Origin of the sequence: Sphingomonas paeninsulae, assembly GCF_003660165.1 — a bacterium.
Lineage (GTDB): Bacteria > Pseudomonadota > Alphaproteobacteria > Sphingomonadales > Sphingomonadaceae > Sphingomonas_O > Sphingomonas_O paeninsulae.
Genome location: NZ_CP032829.1, coordinates 1764300 through 1786023, shown reverse-complemented (window position 1 = coordinate 1786023; position 21724 = coordinate 1764300). Strand labels below are relative to the sequence as shown.

Here is a 21724-nt window from a genome sequence, read left to right as displayed (position 1 = left end):
CGTGCGCTACGTCGCAGGCTCCGACGGGACCACGAACTATGCGGTGATCAACAACGTGACCACTTTCCAGCGTTTCCATACCAAAGGCTTTGTCCTGATCGATGCCCTGCTTAGCTACGATATAGGCCAGGCGTCGCGTGCGCTCGAAGGCTGGACGGTGGCCGTCAACGCGGCGAACCTGTTCGATAAAACGCACATCAGCGCATGCCCGCTCAACAACAGTTGCTATTATGGCGCACCACGTACTGTGACCGGTTCACTCAGATATCGTTGGTGAGCCATGGCCGACCTGGTGAAGAATTTGCTTTCGCCAGATCCGCGACGGTATTTAGGGTTTCGAGCGGGCCAACTCGAGCATCAAAGTTTGATCGAGCCCCGCTCTATAGCGACGGTCATGCCGAGCGCAGCACTTAGCTTGGCGACGTTGGCGCAAACTTCGTGGCCGTTTGTGCCGGTGGCGATCGACGGCGTTCCTTGCGTGAACTCCGCCTCCGGCGTTGCCCGGTTAGAGTCGAGCAACAGCGGCGTCAGGTGGGCATCAATAAAATGCCCATCGCGAAAATGCGCTTCCACCATTAACGATTGCCAGTTCCGGGGCGCATAACTCGCTTTCCGCGTCTGGAAGATAAAACTGCCAAGACCGTGCAACAGCGGTGCCCCTTTATATCGCTCGATCCCCTGAAGCAGCGGGGGGCCGTGCGCGACGAAGATTGCTGCACCGGCGTCGACGCATTGCCGGGCATAGCTGCGCTGCCACTCTGCGGTGGTCGCCGGATCGGGTTCCCAGTAATGATTGTGGAGGCACGCGATCACCGTCGCCCCCTGCTTTCGCGCGCTTCGGATCGAGTCCAGATTGCGAGCAACGTCATCAGGGTCGAGCATACCGGAAGGACTGCGACGCAACTCATTGACGCCCGGTCTAAGCGGCGTAGCAGCCGCGCCGTCACGGATTGCCCCCGCTGCCGCCGCCACGAGCGCAACATCGCCATATGGGGTACGCTGCCATCCCGCTTTGGAAGCGGTAGCAAGATCGTGACCACTACCGGCATGAATGATGCCCCGCGCGTCAAGCTCGGCCAAAGCCCCGATGATCCCGTCGCTCCCCAAATCCCAGGCATGGTTGTTTGCGGTTGTGACGAGCGTCACGCCCAAACGGTGCAAACAATCGAGCACCACAGGTGGCGCTGCATGAAGGACTTCGCCGTCCCGTGTCGCCGCCCCGGCCCCAGGACTGGCAATCGCGGTTTCGACATCGGTGAATACAGCGTCGGCAATCTTCAGCCGGGCCAGAAGGGCCGCCTGACCGGACCAACCCGTCGCGCATAGGTTCTGCTGGATTAATGACTGACCGAGCAGCGTCACGCGCAACGGGCGCCTTGCCACACGCGCGAGTGCGGGGCCGACCGGCAAAAGCGCGGCAGCCCCAAGCAAAGCGCGGCGATGCAGCAGGAAATCGGTCATAGGGCGTCCCTCATTATTCGGCTGCATATCCTTTTCTGTCGTTTGCGGGATAGGCCATACCAAAAATGTAATGGGCCGATGAAATGTCGCCATCAGGTTTCCGGTTGCGTGCCGGTTCCTTATCCCTCGTGCGAATCGATCATCGGGGGGAACCAACGATCATGCAGCAGCTATCCAAGACACGTCGTGAACTTATGGCCATTCGTGGCGCGATGATGGGAGCCAGCTTTCTGGCGCTTACCGCGGCGATGCCTTCTTATGCCCAACAGGGCCAGCCGGTGGTCGACACTGCGGCCCCTGCTGAAGATGACAGCGTGCAGGAAATCACGGTCACCGGATCGCGCATTCAGCGCCACGATGCCGATAACCTCGGACCGCTGCTCACCATCACTTCTGACGAAATCGTAAAATCGGGTGCGACATCGGTCGGTGACTTGCTGCAAAAGCTGCCATCGGCGGGCGTCAGCCTCAACTCGAACGGCACGCAGGGCACATCCTACGGCGCATCGTCGATCAATCTGCGCTATCTTGGCGGCGGCGAAGGCAGCGGCAACCGCGTGCTGGTGCTGGTCGACGGCCATCGCTGGGTCGATGCGGTCGGACAGCGCGGCTTTCGCGACTTCGTCGATCTGAACACGATCCCCGCCGCAATGATCGACGGCATTGAAGTATTGAAAGACGGCGCGTCGGCCATTTACGGTGCCGATGCAATCGCCGGTGTCATCAATATCAAGACCATCCAGCCGTTCGACGGCATCCGGGCCAACGTAAAGACCGGGATCACGGACAAGGGCGATGGCGGCGAATATTCGGCCAATCTGGCTGTCGGCAAGCGCATGGGTCGCGCGTCGCTGATCGTGACTGGCAGCTATTACAAGTCGAACCCGATCCTGACATCGGATCGCGCACTGACCGCCAACACGCTGGTGCCACAGACGGCGGTGGGCACCAGTCCCAACGGGCTGTTCATCCTGCCGGGTCTTGCCAACAACGGCTATTTCGGGACAGCAGCAGGCTTTGCCGGCACGAACTCCCCGATCGCGTTCAACGGCGGCGCTGGTTACGGTGCGGGATCGGCGGCCGATAATAGCTACCATGTCGCATCGTTGCCGGGCGACGCGTACAACACTCAGGCGCAGGGTATCTACAGCGCAGGTCCGTCAGAGCGTTTCGGCTTTTACGGCCGGTTCGGTTACGAAGTCACCAACGACATCAATCTGCACATCGAAGCAACGTATAACAAGCGCACTTCGGATCAGCTTTTCTCGCCAGTCCTGCTCGACATCGGCGGCACAGCGGGCACCGTGCGCGGCTTCGCAATTCCTGCAAACCAGGCTTTTAACCCGTTCGGTACTGCCAATGGCGTCCCCACGGCGAACGCGCTCGGCTTCGCTGCGAACTCCGCTTGGCGCATCCGCACAGTGCTGACGGCAGTCGGTAATCGCGACAACCAGCAGAGCGTGGAAACGATGCGCGTGGCAAGTGGTCTGGACGGGCATTTCTCCCTGTTCGGCAATCGCTGGAACTGGGATGCCTATGGGGCCTATTCCAAGAACAAGATCAACGCGGTCGCGCTGAATGGCGTGAACTACGACAATCTTTTCCTGGCTCTGGGATCGCCAGCCGCTTGCGCAGCCGCTGCGGGCTGCGTTCCGATCAACCTGTTCGGACCAATGACGGCGGCGCAGGCGGATTATATCCGCTTCACCAGTCGCGACTCCAACTTCACCGAGCTTTATAACGGCACAGTCAACGCCACCGGCACACTGTTTGACCTGCCTGCCGGTCCACTCGCTCTCGCCGTTGGCTATGAATATCGCCGCAACCGTGGCGTCGACAACCCCGACACCACGGTCAACGCGGCTTCGACCTATCTGACGTCGGCTTATACCAAGACGACCGGCCAGACGCGCACGGCGACCTCGGGCAGTTACGATCTACACGAAGTCTATGGCGAGCTTGCCATTCCGATCTTTGCCGACAAGGCGTTCGCCAAGAGCCTCGATCTCGATCTGGCAGCACGTTATTCCCGCTATTCGACCGTGGGCGGCAAGATGACGTTCAAGGCTGGCGCAGGTTATCGCCCATTCGAAGGACTGTTGTTGCGGGGCACCTATGCTCAGGGTTTCCGCGCACCGTCGATCCTCGAACTCTATCAGGGGGCGCGTCAGACCAGCTTTCAGGGCAACGATCCATGCAACGGTGGCGGCGCGGGGCTTACAGGCTGTGCGGGCGTACCAACCGGCTATAATCAGGCAAACTACAACCTCAACGGGCTGATTGCCGGTGTAATCAGTGGCAACCAGAATCTGAAGCCTGAGACGTCGGACAGCATCAGCCTGGGCATTGCCATCACGCCGCGTCAGGTTCCGGGCCTCGCGCTGACTGTCGATTATTACAACATCGTCATTCACGATGCTATCGCCTCGCAAAGCGCCACCCAGATCCTGACACTGTGTGCGCAGCGCGGCGGTGTTTTCTGCGATCTCGTGACACGCGATGCCAGCACGGGTGCCATCCTGCAGTTGTTGCAGGGCGCGCAAAATCTCGCGTCGATCAAGACGAGCGGCGTGGATGCGACGCTGCGCTATGACTTCTCGACAAGCTTTGGCCGGATCGGCGCGGTGCTGGATACGAGTTATCTCGGTCAGTTTCGTACCATTTCGCCAAATCCCGCGGGTGGTGCAGACATCATCGACGACCGCGCTGGCAAGGGCGATCAGCCACGCTCGACCTATCCACGCTGGAAGGGTCAGGCTTCGCTTAGCTGGACCGGAGAAGCGGTCGATACCGTCGTGCGTGCACGCTACATCGGATCGTCAACCGACGTCGCCAATCCAGTCAAGGATTCGCGGACTGCTGCGGTCATCTACACCGATGCCGAAGTCGGCTTTTCGGTGGACAAGGATCGTGCGCGCTTCAGCATCGGCATGAACAACGTGTTCGATGTGATGCCGCCAGCCTCTTATGCAAACGCGCCGATCAACTACGACATCTACACTTACGACGCGCGCGGTCGCTATCTCTACGCCCGGTTTTCGGTGAAGATGTAGTCGATCGGGATCGGGGGGCGACATGTCGGAAGCACACAAACCGGTAATTCCGGCCAGTCGCCCCCAGCGCCACGGCGCACTCGATCCCGTGTTGATGATGCTCGCGGCGATGCTGCTGGCAATCGCGCTGACCTGGATCATCCCGTCGGGCCGCCACGACCGTACTTCCGAAAAGGAAAATGCGCCGGTCGTCGCGGGGACGTATCGCGAATTGCCGAAGTCGCTCGGCATTGACGGACTGATCCCGCGTGAAGCGCGACCCAATGTCGCCCGGCCGGTCAGTCCGGTGGCTCTGGCGACCGCGATCCCCGAAGGGCTGAAACGCTCCGCACCGCTGATCTTCATGATCCTGATGCTGGGCGGCATGTTCGGCGTCCTGCGTGCGACCGGAGCCCTCGACGCAGGCATACAGCGGCTGATCGGCATCAGTCGGGGCGATATCCGCATCCTGGTTCCGGTTCTGATGGTCGCGCTGTCTGCGGGCAGCACGTTTCTGGGCCTGATATCCGAATATCTTTTGCTGATCCCAATCGTGATCGCCATCGCCGAAAAACTTGGGCGCAGTCGGATGTTCGGGTTCGCGCTCGTGACCCTCGCTGCCAAGATCGGCTATCTTGCATCGGTGACAAGCCCTGTGGCGTTGCTGATCGCCCAGCCGATCGTCGGCGTCCCCGTATTCAGCGGCCTTGGCTTTCGGCTCGCAATCTGGCTTTCCTTCCTCGCCATCGCGATCTTCGTCGTATTGCGCGCCGGTCGCGTAAAGACTGCCCCCGAACCGATTGAAACCGAGCCTCTTTCGCATCGCCACCTCGCAATCCTGTTGATCGCGGGCACAGCAATCGCGGCGCTTGTCTATGGCTCGATCAAGCTTGGCTGGGACGACGGAGAGTTTTCCGCGCTGTTCCTCGCTTCATCGGCGGCGATGGCCGCCGTGGCCCGGCTAAAACCCGCCGCCGCCGCGCATATCTTCGTCGATGGTATGCGGATGATGATGCTCGCCGCGTTGCTGGTGGGCATGGGCCGCGCGGTCGAGGTGATCCTTCGCGAGGGACAGATACTCGACACGATCATCGAGGCCGTCTCGGTACAGATTAAGGGACTTTCGCCGATCATCGTCGCGCCGATCGTCATGGGCGTGGAAATGGTGCTGACCCTGCTCATCCCTTCCACTTCGGCAAAGGCTGCACTGAGCATTCCAGTGCTTGGACCAATCGCCGCTTCGGCAGGCGTGTCGGGTCAGTCGACGGTTCTCGCCTTTTTGCTCGGCAACGGGCTGGTCAACATGCTCGCCCCGACCTCCGGTATGCTGCTCGCTTATCTCGCGGCGGCGGGCATCCCCTATAATCAATGGTTTCGTTTTGCCTTTCCGCTGTTCCTGTTGCTGACCGGTTTGTCGGTCCTTGTGATGATGCTCGCCGTCGTCATCGGTTATTGATCGGGTAACGGACATGAATTCCACAATGTTGCACGATGTTCGCGTGACGATGCGCGACGGCATCCAACTGGCAACCGACGTCTATATGCCCGATGGTTTTACCGCTGGCACTCGATTGCCGGTGCTTCTCGAACGAACCCCTTACGACAAGGCCGGAACCAATCATGGCGACTTCACCGTCGCCGACCTAACACCTCGATCGAAACCCGAAATTGCCCGCGACTTTACCGCTGCCGGTTATATCTTTGTCATTCAGGATTGCCGGGGCCGCTACGGTTCGGAAGGCAGCTTCACCAAATACCTCGACGAAGCGGAGGACGGAGCCGATACGCTCGCCTGGATATTGAGCCAGCCGTGGTGCGACGGTCGCATTGGTACGCTTGGCCTGTCCTATGGTGCCCATGTGCAAAGCGCCCTCGCCTGCCTCGATCCACCCGGACTGGGTGCGATGTTTCTGGACTCCGGGGGATTTTCCAGCGCCTATCACAGCGGCGCTCGACAGGGTGGCGCGTTCGAACTGAAACAACTCACCTGGGCGCGCAAGCACGCGTTGCTTGCGCCCGAAAGCGAAGCCGATCCGGTGCGCAAGGCCGCGCTAAAAGCCGAGGACATTCACGACTGGATCGGGCGGCGCTGGCGCAAGGGTGTCTCCCCTCTCGTCGCTGCGCCAGAATATGAAAGCTATATTCTGGAACAATGGGACAATGACAGTTTCTCACCGTTCTGGCGGCGACTGGGCATCTATGCACGTGGCTGGTACGACCAATATGCGGACGTGCCGATGGTCCATATGTCGAGCTGGTACGATCCCTATTCCCAGACTGCGATCGACAATTTTCTGGGACTCGCGCCGATCAAGCGCGGGCCGGTCAAATTGATCCTTGGTCCGTGGACGCACGGCCAGCGTTCGGTATCTCATGCGGGCGATGTCGATTTCGGACCGAATGCGCCGTTGGACGGAAATTTAGCGGCGGACTATTTCACCTTGCGTCGCGACTGGTTCAATCGCCATTTGCGCGGACTCGACGTGCCTGAGCCATTACCGGCCCCGGTCCGCCTGTTCGTCATGGGCGGAGGAAGCGGAAAGCGATCGCCAGAAGGTCGGCTTGAGCATGGCGGGTCGTGGCGCGACGAACTGGCATGGCCACCAGAAGACGTGGTTCCAACGACGCTCTATCTCAACGAAACTGGAGAATTGTCGAGGTATATGCCCGGCGGGAATCTCGCCCCCTGACTTTCGATTTCGACCCGGCAAACCCGGTCCTCACAGTCGGCGGGGCCATTGCATCCGGTGCGCCGGTCATGGTTGCCGGAGCTTTCGATCAGAGCGCCAGCGCGCATCGTGCGGACGTACTCGTCTTCGACACGCTGCCGCTTTCCACCGATGTCGAATTGACGGGTACGGTGGTAGCGCATCTCTATGTCAGTTCATCGGCGGTCGACACGGACTTCACGATCAAGCTGCTCGACGTCTATCCTCCCAGCGACGATTATCCACAGGGCTTTGCGATGAACCTCGCACATGGCATCCTGCGCACGCGGTTCCGACATTCCTTCGAGAACCCCGAGCCGATGGAGCCAAACGCTGTCCACGCCCTTACCATTCCGGCCTTCCCGACGAGCAACCTGTTCGCGCGGGGCCATCGCATCCGCGTCGAGGTATCCAGCAGCAACTTCCCGCATTTCGACGTCAACCCGAACGTCGACTGGCGCGACCCTGCGGCCGTTCCACAGATCGCTCACAATGCGGTCCATATCGACGCCGCGTACCCTTCGCATATTGTTCTGCCAGTGGTTCCACCACGCAACTGAGCCTGGCGCGTGAAGCAGGTCGCGCAGATTGCGCGCGATACCATCGGCGTGCGCGCGTTGCGCAGCTTCGTCGAAATCATCCGCACCGGATCAGCGACTGCGGCCGGGCGTAACCTTGGCATGACACAGTCGGCTGTAAGCCGGATCATCGCGCAACTCGAAAGCTCGGTCGGTTTCGAGCTTTTCTATCGCGACCGTGGACGATTGGTGCCAACTAAGGACGCCATCACCCTCGCCGAGGAAGTCGAACTGGCGCTGGCTGGACTAGAGCGCGTCAACAGCCTGATCCGCGATATTTCAGTCTCTGCCACCGGCGAACTTCGTGTCGTCGCCCCGCCCAGCTTTTCCGAAGGCTTGCTGCCCGACATGGTGGCAAGCTTTTCCGAACGTTATCCCGGCGTCCGCTTCAATCTCGATTCTCGCGGTATAGAGACGACCAAAACAATGATCGCCACGCGCGCCGTCGATTGCGGTTTTATGAAGCTGCCGATCGTGGGCGTGGACCTCAATGCCGAAACGCTCGTCGCCAGCGGTTCGGTCTGTGTCCTGCCCGACGGTCATCCTCTGGCGAAACATGAAGTTCTGACGCCGCCGTTATTGCACAAACATCCGCTCGTTTTGCTGGGGTCGGGTCGACAGTGGCGTGCCCAGATCGATCATGCATTTTCTCAATATGGTCTGCGTCCCACAGTCGCAATCGAGACTCATACCCACGGCTCGGCCTGCGCGCTAGCTGCGCTCGGCATGGGTATCGCGATCGTCAACAGCCTCCTCGCCAAAAGCTATATCCGACCGCCTCTTATCCAGCGACCGTTTGAGCCACCCATCATCCACGAATACGCGTTTGTGACATCGTCGTTATCGCGACCGTCCCGCTTAACCCTGGACTTCAAGGACGAAGCTCGCCGTTTTCTGAGCGACCTTAATCTTTGAATTCGCAGATCAATTCGTATCTATTTATCCCTGCGCGCATAATAGTATCTGGTAAATATCATAAACTAACCTTTAGTGTGACTGCGCAGGTCGTGACTCGAGATCGACTTTTCAGGATGATGCAATGCACGCCTCACTGTTCTTTCTGGCCATGGCCTCTACGATAACCCCGGCTACTCAGCACGCCTCACCTCAACGGATGTCAGATGCTGTCCGCGTGTTGGCATCCGACGCATTTGAAGGGCGCGCGCCAGGGACCAAGGGCGAACAGATGACCATTGCGTGGCTTGTCGAACAGTTAAAGTCGCTTGGCCTCGAACCCGGTGGGCCGGGCGGTAGCTGGACACAGCCGGTGCCACTGGTTCGCACCCAGATAGGGTCGGCAACGATGCAGATCGAAAAGCCCAGCACGACTACAGCGCTGGTGCAGGAACGCGACATCTATGTCAGCACGCTAAAGCCAGTCGATAGCGTCGCCATCACCAAGGCCCCCATGGTTTTCGTCGGTTACGGTGTCACAGCGCCTGAACGTGGATGGGATGATTTCAAAAACGTCGACCTTCATGGAAAGGTCGCGATCTTCCTTGTTAACGACCCCGATTTCGAAGCGACCGCAGGTGACGATGCGTTCGGCAAATTCGGCGGACGGCGCATGACCTTTTATGGCCGCTGGACCTACAAATACGAAGAAGCAGCGCGCCGGGGAGCAATAGGCGCGCTCATCATCCATAACACCGCCGGTGCAGGATATGGCTGGGAAACGGTCACCGCTCCGCACGGCGAAAACTATGATATCGTTCAGCGCGGCGAAAATGCGCGCGTACCGCTACAGGGCTGGCTAAGCAACGAAGCTGCCAACAGGCTTTTTGCAAGCGCGGGGCTGGATCTGGACAAACTTCGTGTCGAGGCACGCAGCACAAAGTTCAAACCCGTCGCGCTGAACAACCTGACATTTTCAGCCAGTTTGGCCGTAAGCCACAGTTCGGTTGCCAGCCAGAACGTGCTTGCAAAGATAACGGGTGCCAAACGCCCCGACGAAGTCGTCATGTATGGTGCCCATTGGGACGCCTACGGACGAGAAACCGCAGTCCCATATGCGATCCGGCCCGGTGCTAATGACGACGGGCTTGGTGTCGCTGGTCTGCTTGAGATAGCTCGAGCGTTCAAGGCAGCGCCGCGCCCCGAGCGTACCGTAGTGTTCGGTTTCTGGTCTGCCGAAGAACGCGGGCTGTTGGGATCGGAAACCTATGCGACCAATCCGGTCTTTCCCGTTGCCAAGACTGTTGCCAATATCACGCTCGACATTCTCCAGACTGCCGGACCCGCCAGGGATGTAATGCTGGTTGGGCAGGGGCAAAACGACCTTGAACAAAGTCTCGCCGCTGCGGCATCGCGTCAGGGTCGCACTGTGACGCCCGAGGCTCTGCCGGAGCGAGGGCTGTTCTACCGCGCCGATCACTTCTCGCTTGCCAAGCGCGGCGTGCCTACACTGCTTTTCATGGCGATCAGCGGCGCACCCGATCTGATCGATGGTGGCCGCGCGAAGGGTAACACATGGCTGCAAGCGTATATGGCCTGCTATCATCAGGCGTGCGACAGTTGGAGCAGCGACTGGGATCTGCGCGGGGCAGCGGCTGACGTTGATCTTGCGTTGGATGTCGGTCGCGGCCTTGCGACATCCTCCCGCTGGCCGAAATGGTCTGCCGATTCCGAGTTTACAGCGATACGTGCGCGCAGCCGCGGAATACAATAACTGTTCTGAAAGTCTGAAAGCCGCTCGCCCGTACCCCACTTAATTTCGAGGATAATTGATGACGTTAAGAGTGGGCATTATCAGCGCGAATTGGGGCGCTTATGCCCATCTGCCAGCATGGCGTGCCACTCCCGGTTTCGAGGTGACTGCGATTTGCACGTCCCGGCGCGAAACTGCCGAGGCTGCCGCTGCGACGCACGGCATCGCGCGACCTTTCTGGAATGCCGGGGAAATGATCGCCGATCCTGATATAGATGTGATCGATTGCGGCACGCGTCCGAACATTCGCCACGCCATGGTTCTCGCCGCGCTGCGACATGGCAAGCACGTCTATAACGGAATTCCGTTTGCGGCCGATATCGATCGTGCGCGCGAGATCCATGATGCATGGCTCGGGAGCAAATCAATAGCGGTGGTCGATGCCTTCGCCCAATGGATTCCGGCCCACAGGCTCGCCAAAAAGATGATCGACGAAGGGTATCTTGGGCAACCCTTCGGGGCACCTGTCGCTTCAACATATCGCTGTTCAACGAACCCGACCCTCACTTCCCGTTCAATTGGTTCTGGGAAGCAGGGCTTGGCGTATCCGCGATGCGCAATCTGGGCAGCCATTCGCTTCACGTGCTTGTGCATCTGTTCGGTGAAATAGTTGAGGTAATGGCGGACGACCGTCAGTTGCTAAGTGAATGGCGATTCCCCGATGGCAGCAGCATCAAACCAGAAACCAACGATTTTGCGAATCTCACGCTGCGTTTTCGCAGTGGCATGATCCTGCAACTCCAGGTTTCCTGGAGCGCGACGGTCGGATCCGGCTGGTCTCTGGAAGCTTTTGGCAGCGAGGGTCGCATCGTTATCGCATCGACGGCTCAGTTTCCGACGAGCCGCGACACGACCCTACATGCCGCCAAGATCGGCTCGACCATTCTCGAACCGGTCGAAATTCCCTCCATGTTTTTAGACACACCCGAAACCGGCCTCAATGCAAACGCCGAACCGCAGGCATCGCACCCAATGTCTTTGGCAATGCTCAGCATGAAACACGCCATCGACGGCAATGGCAAAGCCGCACCCGATTTCGACCAGGCGTGGACCGTTGAACGTATTTTAGAAGCGGCCCGGCAATCGGCGGAACGAAGGACGTGGGTCGAGATGTCAGATATTGCCTGATCGGCCCTAATGCAATTTGGCTTCCGATACCCCGATATAATCACGCACAATAGGCACCGTGTCGCGCTTGCGAGTCAGTTGAAGCTGGAACACGACATGAGCGTCGTTTCGAAATGCGCTGATCGCTCCGGCAAGGTAAAATTGCCACATCCGAAAGAAACGCTCGTCGTACAGAGCTATAATTTCGGCCCGCGCTGCCGCGACCCGATCGTACCATCGTTCGAGAGTATAGGCATAATGGAGCCGCAGCACTTCGAGATCGTTGAGCCAGAGATAAGACCGTTCGATTGCAGGCATCATCTGGCTGAGAGCGGGAACATAGCCTCCTGGAAAGATATATTTAGCCAGCCACGCGTCGGTTGCTCCGGGTCCATCTGCGCGACCGATCGTATGCAGCAACATAACACCATCGGGAGACAGGCGTTCACAACATTGTTTGAAGAATGTCACGTAATGCGGTGGCCCGACGTGTTCGAACATACCCACCGAAACAATGCGGTCGAACGTCCCTGCGACGCTCCGATAATCCATCAACTCGAACTTCACGCGCTCGGCAACACCGGCAGCTTCCGCACGGGCACGGGCAATTTTTAGCTGTTCTTCACTCAGGGTTATGCCAAGCACATCAACGTCCGCTACGCGATTGAGATAGAGTGCCATACCGCCCCAGCCGCAGCCTATGTCGAGAACCCGCTGGCCCGGTTTCAACAAAAGCTTTGCCGCGATATGAGCCTTTTTGTCTTCCTGCGCCTCATCCAGAGAGTTCAGCGGGTCGGTGAAATAAGCACAGCTATATTGGCGGTCAGCGTCCAGAAAAAGGTCATAGAGCCTGTCGGACAGGTCATAATGATGCGCCACATTGCGTTTGGACCGTCGTTGCCAGTTAAAAGTATCGAACATCGAAGCAAGCTGCTGCGGCCGCCACAGGATAACACGCGTCGGATTGTCCACGCCCCATCGGGTATTATATCCGATGAGGTCGATCAGATCGCGAATGTCGCCAACTTCGACCGTCATGCGCCCATCCATATACGCTTCACCCGTGCCTTTGGCGGGGTTGCGCGCGATCCGAAGGGGCGTGGAGGAATCGTGAAACCGTATTGTCACTGGCTTGATAGCCGACGACACTCGTCCATAGTGCCATGCGCGCCCACGTGCATCGATCACGGTCAACGGGCCGTCCACAATCAGCGCGCGAAAGAGTCGATTGAACAAAATCAAGATCTTCTCCGTTCACTCTCGCGAGTCAGATAACGCCAGAGCGCGCCTGCATCGGGTCAACTCACGGTCTTAACGATCCAGCATCTCCCTGACTTTGTTACCGAGTGCGACGACGTTGAACGGCTTTGTGATAACCTCCATCCCCCTGTCGAGCAGACCGTTTCCGACGGCGGCGTTTTCGGCATAACCCGTAATGAATAGCACCTTGAGATCAGGCCGCGAAACTCGCGCCGCGTCGGCAATCTGACGGCCATTGAGGCCGCCGGGCAGCCCGACATCGGTCACGAGCAAATCTATATGCTGGCCGGACTGGAGAATTTTAAGACCTGACGGCCCATCATTTGCTTCGATGAGCGCATAGCCGGTGTCTGCGAGCACCTCTGTCACGAGGTTCCGTACGGCCTCCTCGTCGTCGATCACCAGTACGGTTTCGCCATGGCCGTGATCGAACGAAACCATCTCTTCCTTCTCGTTCGGGGCTTCAAGCGTTCCGGCATATCGCGGCAGATAAAGGCACAATGTCGAACCCGCGCCCACTTCCGAATATATGCTGACCTGTCCCCCGACTGCCGCACAAATCCATGTATCATCGACAGGCCCAGACCGGTGCCGTGCCCCAGCGGCTTTGTCGTGAAAAATGGGTCAAAGGCTTTGGCGATGACATCCGGGGCCATACCGGACCCGGTGTCGGTGACGCAGAGGGAGATATATTGTCCGGGCGTAAGTTCACGATCCTTTGCGGTGCGCTCATCCAGCCATTTGTTGGCTGTCTCGATCGTGATACGACCACCTGTCGTCATCGCGTCGCGGGCATTGATCACCAGATTCAGAAGCGCGTTTTCAAGCTGGGATGGGTCGACGCGTGTCATCCACAGACCGCCGGCACCCACGACTTCCAGCTCGATCGCCGGACCCACGGTTCGCCGTATCAGCTCTTCTATTCCAGCAATGAGCCTGTTCACATCGGTTGGCCGGGGATCGAGGGTCTGTCGACGCGAAAAGGCAAGAAGACGCTGGGTTAAAGCCGCCGCGCGCCGCGAAGCTTCTTGCGCTGCATTGATATAACGCTCGAGCCCCGTCGTCCGTCCCTGGCTGAGCCGCAACTCCAGAAGCTCGAGATTGCCGCTGACACCTGCCAGCAGATTGTTGAAATCATGCGCAATGCCGCCGGTTAGCTGGCCCACCGCTTCCATTTTCTGCGATTGCCGCAGGGCGTCCTGAGCCTCTCTCAGTTGCTGCTCGCGCAGCTTGTCGTCGGTCAGATCGCGGCCAACGGCGATGAAATGCACGCCATCAGGGGCAGGGGTCAAAGTCCAGCCGATGGGTTTCCAGCCCCCTTCGGACGTCATAATCCTATTTTCAAACCTTGTCGGCTGGTACGATTGCGCCATCTGTTGCAGGGCAGCAGACGTCGTATTGGCATCGTCGGGATGCGTTATGTCGGCATAAGGGTCGGCAAGCACCTTTTCTTCGGACCACCCGAGGATCGTGGTCCAGGCCGGATTTACAGCCTTCATCTTGCCATCGTACCCGGCGCGGCCAAGCATATCCTGTGACAGGGTCCAGAGCTGCTCTCTTTCAGCCTCCGCTAAGCGATCTGCCATCACGCGTTCGGTCGTTTCGACGACAATCGCAATAACGCCCACAGCCTTTCCGGCTTCGTCATAAAGCGGCGAATAGGATAAATTCATCCAAACCTGCGCTGGCTCTCCATGCCGATACAGCGTCAGTTCCTGATCTTTATAAAACAGCGATTTGCCGGCTAGGCCAACTTTCATCACATTGTCGTTGAAGTCCGCGACCTCGGGCCAACCTTCGCGCACATGAGAACCAAGTAGTTTTGGATGCCGCTTTCCCGCAAAGGCGGAATAGGCGTCATTATAGATCATTACGCCATCTTCACCCCACAGCATGACGATCGCTGTCTGTGAGCCGACCACGAAATTGACGGCACTGCGAAGACTTTGCGGCCAGCTTTCGATCGCGCCCAATGGTGTTGTTGACCAGTCAAAGGCGCGGATCATCGTTGCAAGCTCACCTGACCCCTGAACTATTCGAGCCAGAGCAGGGGCGGGAGCAATGTGAGTCAATATCTTTGCTCATAATGGAATTGGCGGATCTTATCCGTAAACGCAGCAACAGGCGAAAAGTTCGCCTGTTGCTGCAAATTTCCATCAAAAAGCGATCTGTTAGCTTTCAACCAGTTGCAACGGCGCTTCGGCTATTCCCTTACCGACCGTCCCGACCGAAAGTTCCAGCCGCCAGTGTCACGAACCAACCCAGCACCCCACAGCCGCCGAGCCAGTTGAGGAAAGCGGCGGGATCGCCGTTCAAAGCGAAATAAACTCCGGGAAGACAGGCAATTGCGGCGATTGTTCGCCGGACAGTGTTGCGCTGTGCCGCGCCGCCGATCCGCGCCGCCCGACGCCGCTTGGGGTCTCCAAGGCACAGGCAGATGATTAAGATTGTCGAAAAGCCAATTGTGACGAGCGGAGCATAGGTCATTCGGCGAACTGCAATACCGGTGCAGGTGCGACGTTGCCGGGTGAATTGGCCCGCAACGACCAGAGCATCCAGCCGCCCGCCGCCGCCATTGCGATATCGATGGCTATGATGATTGGCTGACCGGCCGCGAGCGGCCAGCCGGGGCCGCCAGAGACAAGGCGGACGAACGGGAGCACCAGCAGGGTTACGCCCGTTATCGCCTTAAGTCCGTAATCCAGTTGCGCATTCGATCGCGCCGCAAGGCCCCCAACAATGGCTAGGGCCGATGCAATGATGAATGCTGCCGGGGTCCAGAAAACGGCGGTTTCCCGTGGCATTGCAACAAGAAACCCGACAGCCGAAAATGCGAGTGCGAACGGCAGGCCGAAGCCAACGACGGTCACCCCCGCTCGAGCCAATCAAGCGACCTCTGACGCTCGCGGCGGCGTACCAGCCAGAGGCGGAGGCCCGTCAGCGTGACATAGCACATCGCAAACCCCAGCCCGAACCAGACAGCCTTGGAAAAAAGCCCGGCAAAGTTACCAAAGTGAAGCGGCTGCATGATTGCCGCGGCAGTTCCGCCCATCGATGGCTTGGGACCGATCAACGGCTTCACGCGGTCGAAACTCGCGTTGGCACCATGATAGCCCAAGGACATGGGTGCGATGCCACCTTGGTGCGGTGGGTGGAAGGTTGTGACAGCCGCATCCGCGCGACCGTATTTCTCGATGCTCATGAACGTCGGAGCGGCTCCCGTCCGCCGGATCGCATCCTGAGTAATAAGATCGAGATTGCCCATCGGAGTCACGCTCGGATTAGGCTTTGCTGGGTTGCCGAAAACCGCCTCGCTAAACGCTTGTTGATCACCACCGAAAGCCGCCATCGCAACAATCGGCACACCGATCGTGCCAAAAAATGAAAAGAAGCTGCCGGTGAAGGCGAGAACGAACGCAAACGGCAGGCTCCAAGTGCCCGCAACACTGTGACGGTCGCGGTTGACCAGCACTGGATTGGCGTTCCGGCGCAGTGTGAAGATATCCTTGAACAAGTGCCGGTGGATCAACAGGCCAGAGATCGCGGCGACCAGCATCGTGAGACCGAGTATCCCTGTCAGCAACAGTCCCCACGGATTTGGAAGATGCAGGCGGACGTGGGTGTCCACTAGGAAGCTGCTCAGCGCATCGTCGTTGCGCGGTCCGAACACTTCTTCGCCGGTGCCTTCATGCGCGCTGATAATCTTTCCCGCACGATTTAGTTGATAATAGATGCCGCGGCTGATGGGCTGTCCGCTGGGCGCGATTTCATCATGGTGAAAGAACGCACCGAGACCGTGGTCGCCCACCTCGAAAAGGCTGATGTCATTGCGATATTTTGCCGGGGTTCGGGCGCTGAGGTCGCGGACAGATTTGTCGACAGGCCGCTCGAACGCCGACCGTGACTCAACGATTCCCGCCGACCAGACGCCGATTTCGGTCGCAAATACCGCCGTCATCCCGGTGATGACAACCGCGTACAGCAGCAAGCCTAGCACGATGCCCGACCATCCGTGGATCGCGACGAGCAGCTTTGTCTCACGCTTGGGCAGGTGAATCATGAACGCGGCTCCACGGCTACGGCCGGTCGGTCGATGAATTTGGCGGCAATCAACGTAGCGTGCACTGCGAACAGACTGATCGCGATCAACGCCACACGCCCGATCCGCCTGTCCAGGCAGGCATGAAAGAACAGCGCAGCCCATATCAGCGGGACGAGGATCAGCGGCAGGACTAGATTATCGATTCCCGCCGCCCCACGAGGAAGCCAAAGGGCCATTCCCGCCATCACAACCAGCGCAACGATCACCGCACCGGGGCCGGCAAAACCGATCCTGATCCATTTCGTCATAGTGCCAGGCATGATAACCGGGATGTCCTTATTCAAAGCGATTGCGACCGACGTTACGGCACGCATTCTATTACCAGCGGAAACCGATCGTGCCTGTTACCGTCCGGCGCGATCCGTACCAGCACCATTCAACGCCGTTGACGTAGCAACTCGTTATATGGCGCTTGTCAAAGATGTTCGCGGCATTGATCCTTGCCTCGAACCCTTTGAGGCTTGGGCTGGCGCGACCCAGATCATAGCTCATCACTGCATCGACCAGCGCATAGGACGGTGTTGTGACATATTGCGCGGCACCTGCGGCGTCGAAGTAATATCCGCCATAACCCTTGCCGACATATCGCACGCCGCCGCCGATGCCAAAGCCTGCAAGCTGGCCGTTGGTCAGCGAGTAAAGGCCGAACAGTCCACCATTCTCCTTGGCTGTGCCGATCAGCGGATGACCGACGTTAAGGGGATCATCATCCTTGAGATTACGGATCTTCTGGCGGCTGTAGCTCGCGGTGAGGCTGAAACCTTCGAAGACCGGTACCTTGGCTTCCAGTTCAATGCCTTTTGAGCGCACCTTGCCGCTTTGCGTTGCCGCAAAGGTGATCGGGTTGCTGACAACGACGTTCGCCTGTGTGACGTTGAAATAGGCCGCGGTCAGGAGGATCGTCGAGCCCGGCGGCTGATATTTGATCCCTGCCTCGAACTGACGCCCGGTCGATGGATCGGCGATATTGCCGGTAACAAGCCGAGTTGCCTGCGGTTCGAACGACGTGGAGTAGCTGACATAGGGCGCAAAGCCGTTGTTCAACAAATACAGGCCGCCGACGCGATAAGTGAACTTTTCGTCCCGCTTCACGTCGTCCTGACCAAAAGCGGCAACTGCCACATGACCATAAGCCCAGTCATAACGTCCGCTTGCCGTCAGTCGAAGTCCGCCCAGCTCGATCTGATCCTGCGCGTAAATGCCGATTTGCCGCTGATGGACATTGTATGTGAACTGGTCGTCCGGCAGCGTGATCGGGATGCTATAGTCGGGCTGATAAACATTGATCGGCGGAGCGACCCCGAACCCGCCGGTTTCGACCGCGTGCGCAACCTGAACATCGACACCGAACAGCAGATTATGCGTCAGTGCCCCAGTCTTGATTTTACCCGAAATCTGGTTGTCGAAGGTGCCGTTCTTCAAACGCTCGCTTGTCTGATACGAACCGCGCTCGAACGTCGTAAGGGTCGCATCGGTAGGCACGCCGGTGCTGTACGGGCCGCTGATGCGCGTCGTGATGTCGGTATAACGGCCGCGCGATTTAAATACCCAGGCATCACCCAGTTTTTGTTCAAACAAATATGTCGCGGCCCCCTGATTACGCCGGATAACCGTCGTCGCGGGATCGCCATCGGCAAAGTCGCGCGGGATGTTTCCGTTGGGGTTAGGGTCGAGCGAGCCCAGTCGCGGCACCGAGCCATAGTTACCGTTGAACGGATCATGTGAATAATTGCCAAGCAGAGTTAGCGTCGTATCGGTTCCCGCCCCGAAAGTGACAGCAGCACTGGCTGTGTAGCGGCGGCGTTTGCCAAAGCTTTGCTGGGTATCGGCACCGTTTACCGATCCATACACCCGATAGAGCGTCTTGCCGTCGGCCGAAAGCGCACCCCCGACGTCGCCATCGACGCGATAGAGGTTGTAGGTGCCATAGGTCGCCTCGACGCTCCCGTAACTGGCGGCTGAACCGGGTAGTTTGCTGCCGATCGCGATAAGGCCGCCGGGGCTCGACTGACCGTAAAGAACCGATGCCGGCCCCTTGATCACTTCGATCCGGTCGATGCGCGAAACGTCAACCTGCGGCACGGCATAACCGGTCGGGCTGCCAAACAGTTTCAGGCCGTCCAGATATTGCGGCGCATCGAAGCCGCGCAGCTTGAACTGGTCATAAACCTCTGCGTCGGCTCCACGCGTATCGGGGGTGATACCTGCGGTTAGCTGAAGGGCTGAGTTAAGGCTTTGAATTCCGCGCACGTCCAGATCGGCGCGAGAGATGATAGATATCGACTGTGGCGTCTCAACAAGTGGCGTAGCGGTCTTGGTGCCGCTGGTTGCTTCGCTCACCGGGCGCTGCCCCGTAACAAGAATATCCTCTGCAGCGTCCATCACATCCGCGGCGTGAGCTGCCGAAAGCGGCATAAGACTGGAGCAAGCGAGCAACACTCGCATTTTGATCTTCATGAACGGTTTTCCCTGTTGGTCGCGGCGCCGCATAATAATAATGATAACGATTCGCAATAGTAAGATTTTGAACGACGTTGGGTAATCGATTACTCGGATTATCGGTTACTCAGGGGCCGAGGATGAGGAATAGACAGTGGTTGGCCGTCGCCAGGCTCACATTCGGCGCTTATAGGCCGCTCGATAGGGAACCATCTCAAAACCATTGGGTTTTGATGCGGACAACGGGGGAGCCTGCCAGGGTGGCGGTGAAGAAGTATTTATATTTGGTCGGTGTTGCAGCGCTGCTGGGCTATGGTCCTGCCAACGCGCAGCAACGCGACGCGTCCCCCGCCGATACCGCTGCGCCCACCGCCATCGTCCCCGATGCGCAATTCGATGCCGCTTTGCCCCCTGTCGATCCCGCGCTGAACGCTCCTTTGACGCCGATCGAACAGGCACCGATGCCGTCCGAAGTTACGACACCCGTATCGCCGGACCCCAGCCTGTCGCAGCCCCTGACGCCGCTTGCCTCGTTTGACGTCACGACGCCGCCCGCCGAGACCGCGACTGCAACTGCCGACAAACCCGTTCTGGTTCGTTACTCGGTGGTCGTAGAGGGACTGAAAGCAATCGATCTCGAAGGCCGCTTTCGCAGCCTGTCCGCGCTCGACAAGGGCGATGGCAAGGGAGCAAATGGCGCAGTCATCGCCGCACGCGCACGCGAAGACGAAGCCCTCGCCATCCGCCTGTTGAAATCAGAAGGCTATTACGACGCCAGCGCAACATCGAACGTAGCGCCTGTGCCGAACCAGTCCGACCGCGTGACGGCAACGGTCACGGTCGTCCCCGGTGCGCGTTACAAATTACGCAATGTCGCCGTTACCGGAACAGACACCCTGCCCCCGGCCTCGCCCGAAAGGCGCTCCAGCTTAAAACCGGCGACGATATCGTGGCAGCAGCGATCGAGGGCGCAGAGGCCGCCGTCAGCCTGCGCCTTCCCCAACAGGGCTATCCCTTCGTCGTCGTCGGCCCGCGCGACATCTTGCTCGACGATCGCCAACCCGTCGGCGATTATACTTTGCCCGTCGATCCCGGACCGCGATCGTCCTTTGGCACGCTGTCCACGACCGGCAAAACAGCCTTCGACGCCCACCACGTCGCCGTCCTGTCGCGGTTCAAACCCGGCGAGCTTTACGACAATCGCCGCGTCGAGGATCTGCGTGAGGCAATGGTCGCAACCGGACTATTGTCGTCGGTTGCCGTCGAACCGGTCAAAACCGGCCGTACCGGCGCGGACGGCACAGAGATCGTCGATCTTCTCGTCCTGCAGCAGGCTGGCCCATCGAAAACGCTCGCTGGCAGCGCAGGCTATGGGACCGGCGAAGGGTTCAAGCTGCAAGCCAGCTACACCCCTCGCAACCTGTTCCCACCCGAAGGCGCTCTGATTCTCGATGCCATCGCCGGTACACAGCAACAGGGTGCAGGAGTAACGTTTCGCCGGTCGAACGCAGGCAAACGGGACAAGACGGTTCAAGCGACCCTGCGTGCCGAACATGACAATTTCGATGCTTATGAAGCGACTACCGCAACATTGAGCGGGCGCATTTCAAGTGACTCCACGCCGATCTGGCAAAAACGCTGGACCTATGCTTACGGTTTCGAACTGATCGCCTCGAAGGAAAAGCGCGCCGACCCGGCCCGCCTGCAAGACGACGGCACCTATTTCATTGCCGCGCTGCCCGGCCAGATCGGCTATGACCGGTCGGACAATATTCTCAATCCAACCAAGGGCTTCCGACTTCTCGGCCGGATCAGTCCGGAATTTTCGCAACGCGCCAATGCGGGCGGGGGCACCGCTACCTATGTGCGCGCCCAGATCGACGGCAGCGCATATTATCCCTTCAGCGACAGCATCGTCCTTGCAGGTCGCGTACGCTTTGCCACGATCACAGGGGCCAGCAGCGACGCCATTGCTCCATCACGGCGGCTTTATGCAGGCGGCGGCGGCTCGGTTCGCGGCTATGGTTATCAGGAACTCGGCCCACGCGACGCCAGCAACAATCCACTGGGCGGACGTGGCTTGACCGAATTTGCGATCGAGGCGCGCTATCGCTTTGGCGATTACGGGATCGTACCGTTCTTCGACGGGGGACAGGTCACGAACAGTTCGATACCAAGCTTTTCCAACCTGCGTTACGGGGCTGGCATCGGCGGGCGGCTCTACACGAACTTCGGCCCCCTGCGCGTCGATGTCGCCACCCCCATCGCGCGCCGCCCCGGTGAATCAGTCATCACTCTGTATATTTCGATCGGTCAGGCATTTTGACCGC

General features: G+C 59.0%; 18 protein-coding genes and 1 pseudogene. 10 read left to right on the top strand and 9 right to left on the bottom strand.

Annotated elements, in window-relative coordinates; all coding sequences use genetic code 11:
- Window position 1: 1 nt before the first annotated feature.
- Window positions 2-277: a TonB-dependent receptor gene (locus D3Y57_RS14175; protein ID WP_162987127.1), complete on the top strand. Its 276-nt coding sequence runs from the start codon at window positions 2-4 to the stop codon at window positions 275-277.
- 80 nt (window positions 278-357) lie between these two features.
- Here D3Y57_RS14175 and D3Y57_RS14170 read toward each other — a convergent pair whose 3' ends face one another.
- The gene (locus tag D3Y57_RS14170) at window positions 358-1461 is read right to left on the bottom strand and encodes a CapA family protein (protein WP_162987126.1); all 1104 of its coding nucleotides are present in this window, start codon (window positions 1459-1461) and stop codon (window positions 358-360) included.
- A 161-nt stretch (window positions 1462-1622) separates the two neighbouring features.
- Between D3Y57_RS14170 and D3Y57_RS14165 the strand changes: the two genes are divergently transcribed.
- The 8 genes from D3Y57_RS14165 to D3Y57_RS20935 all read left to right on the top strand — a co-directional run bounded on the left by D3Y57_RS14165 (window position 1623) and on the right by D3Y57_RS20935 (window position 11614).
- Window positions 1623-4514: a TonB-dependent receptor gene (locus tag D3Y57_RS14165; RefSeq protein ID WP_205590063.1), complete on the top strand. Its 2892-nt coding sequence runs from the start codon at window positions 1623-1625 to the stop codon at window positions 4512-4514.
- Between the two features lie 22 nt (window positions 4515-4536).
- Window positions 4537-5949 carry a YfcC family protein gene (locus tag D3Y57_RS14160; RefSeq protein WP_121153595.1) on the top strand — a complete coding sequence of 471 codons (1413 nt, stop codon included), beginning with the start codon at window positions 4537-4539 and terminating at the stop codon, window positions 5947-5949.
- A 13-nt stretch (window positions 5950-5962) separates the two neighbouring features.
- Complete coding sequence (locus tag D3Y57_RS21175) at window positions 5963-7183, top strand: CocE/NonD family hydrolase (RefSeq protein ID WP_205590062.1); 1221 nt, start codon at window positions 5963-5965, stop codon at window positions 7181-7183.
- Window positions 7090-7761: a CocE/NonD family hydrolase gene (locus D3Y57_RS21170; protein WP_205590061.1), complete on the top strand. Its 672-nt coding sequence runs from the start codon at window positions 7090-7092 to the stop codon at window positions 7759-7761. The genes D3Y57_RS21175 and D3Y57_RS21170 overlap by 94 nt, the downstream gene beginning before the upstream one ends.
- Before the next feature lie 9 nt (window positions 7762-7770).
- Window positions 7771-8694 (top strand): LysR family transcriptional regulator, encoded by a 924-nt coding sequence (locus tag D3Y57_RS14150; RefSeq protein WP_121153593.1) that lies wholly within the window; start codon window positions 7771-7773, stop codon window positions 8692-8694.
- Between the two features lie 124 nt (window positions 8695-8818).
- Entirely contained in the window at window positions 8819-10447 is a 1629-nt protein-coding gene (locus tag D3Y57_RS14145; protein WP_205590060.1) for a M20/M25/M40 family metallo-hydrolase, read from the top strand.
- 58 nt (window positions 10448-10505) lie between these two features.
- Entirely contained in the window at window positions 10506-11096 is a 591-nt protein-coding gene (locus D3Y57_RS20940; protein ID WP_239025859.1) for a Gfo/Idh/MocA family protein, read from the top strand.
- Entirely contained in the window at window positions 11039-11614 is a 576-nt protein-coding gene (locus tag D3Y57_RS20935; protein ID WP_239025858.1) for a Gfo/Idh/MocA family protein, read from the top strand. Before D3Y57_RS20940 ends, D3Y57_RS20935 begins: the two co-directional genes overlap by 58 nt.
- A gap of 6 nt (window positions 11615-11620) precedes the next feature.
- Here the strand turns inward: D3Y57_RS20935 and D3Y57_RS14135 are convergent, their stop codons facing one another.
- From D3Y57_RS14135 to D3Y57_RS20925, 8 genes and pseudogenes are all read right to left on the bottom strand, one after another.
- Window positions 11621-12835, bottom strand: a complete 1215-nt coding sequence (locus tag D3Y57_RS14135) for an SAM-dependent methyltransferase (protein ID WP_239025857.1) — start codon at window positions 12833-12835, stop codon at window positions 11621-11623.
- 69 nt (window positions 12836-12904) lie between these two features.
- Window positions 12905-14724: pseudogene (locus D3Y57_RS14130) on the bottom strand (hybrid sensor histidine kinase/response regulator).
- A 340-nt stretch (window positions 14725-15064) separates the two neighbouring features.
- A complete protein-coding gene (locus D3Y57_RS14125; RefSeq protein WP_121153591.1) occupies window positions 15065-15340 on the bottom strand; it encodes a hypothetical protein in 276 nt (91 codons plus the stop codon).
- Window positions 15337-15723, bottom strand: coding sequence for a hypothetical protein (locus tag D3Y57_RS20930; protein ID WP_239025856.1), 387 nt, complete (start codon window positions 15721-15723; stop codon window positions 15337-15339). Before D3Y57_RS20930 ends, D3Y57_RS14125 begins: the two co-directional genes overlap by 4 nt.
- Complete coding sequence (locus D3Y57_RS14120) at window positions 15720-16913, bottom strand: PepSY-associated TM helix domain-containing protein (RefSeq protein ID WP_239025855.1); 1194 nt, start codon at window positions 16911-16913, stop codon at window positions 15720-15722. Before D3Y57_RS14120 ends, D3Y57_RS20930 begins: the two co-directional genes overlap by 4 nt.
- On the bottom strand, window positions 16910-17269 hold the full coding sequence (locus D3Y57_RS14115) for a hypothetical protein (protein WP_239025854.1): 360 nt from the start codon (window positions 17267-17269) through the stop codon (window positions 16910-16912). Before D3Y57_RS14115 ends, D3Y57_RS14120 begins: the two co-directional genes overlap by 4 nt.
- 4 nt (window positions 17270-17273) lie before the next feature.
- The gene (locus D3Y57_RS14110) at window positions 17274-19412 is read right to left on the bottom strand and encodes a TonB-dependent siderophore receptor (protein WP_239025853.1); all 2139 of its coding nucleotides are present in this window, start codon (window positions 19410-19412) and stop codon (window positions 17274-17276) included.
- A gap of 292 nt (window positions 19413-19704) precedes the next feature.
- Entirely contained in the window at window positions 19705-19977 is a 273-nt protein-coding gene (locus D3Y57_RS20925; RefSeq protein ID WP_239025852.1) for a hypothetical protein, read from the bottom strand.
- Window positions 19978-20343: 366 nt separating this feature from the next.
- On the opposite strand from D3Y57_RS20925, the gene D3Y57_RS14105 reads away from it, so the two are divergent.
- A complete protein-coding gene (locus D3Y57_RS14105; RefSeq protein WP_239025851.1) occupies window positions 20344-21720 on the top strand; it encodes an autotransporter assembly complex protein TamA in 1377 nt (458 codons plus the stop codon).
- The last annotated feature ends 4 nt before the right edge of the window (window positions 21721-21724 follow it).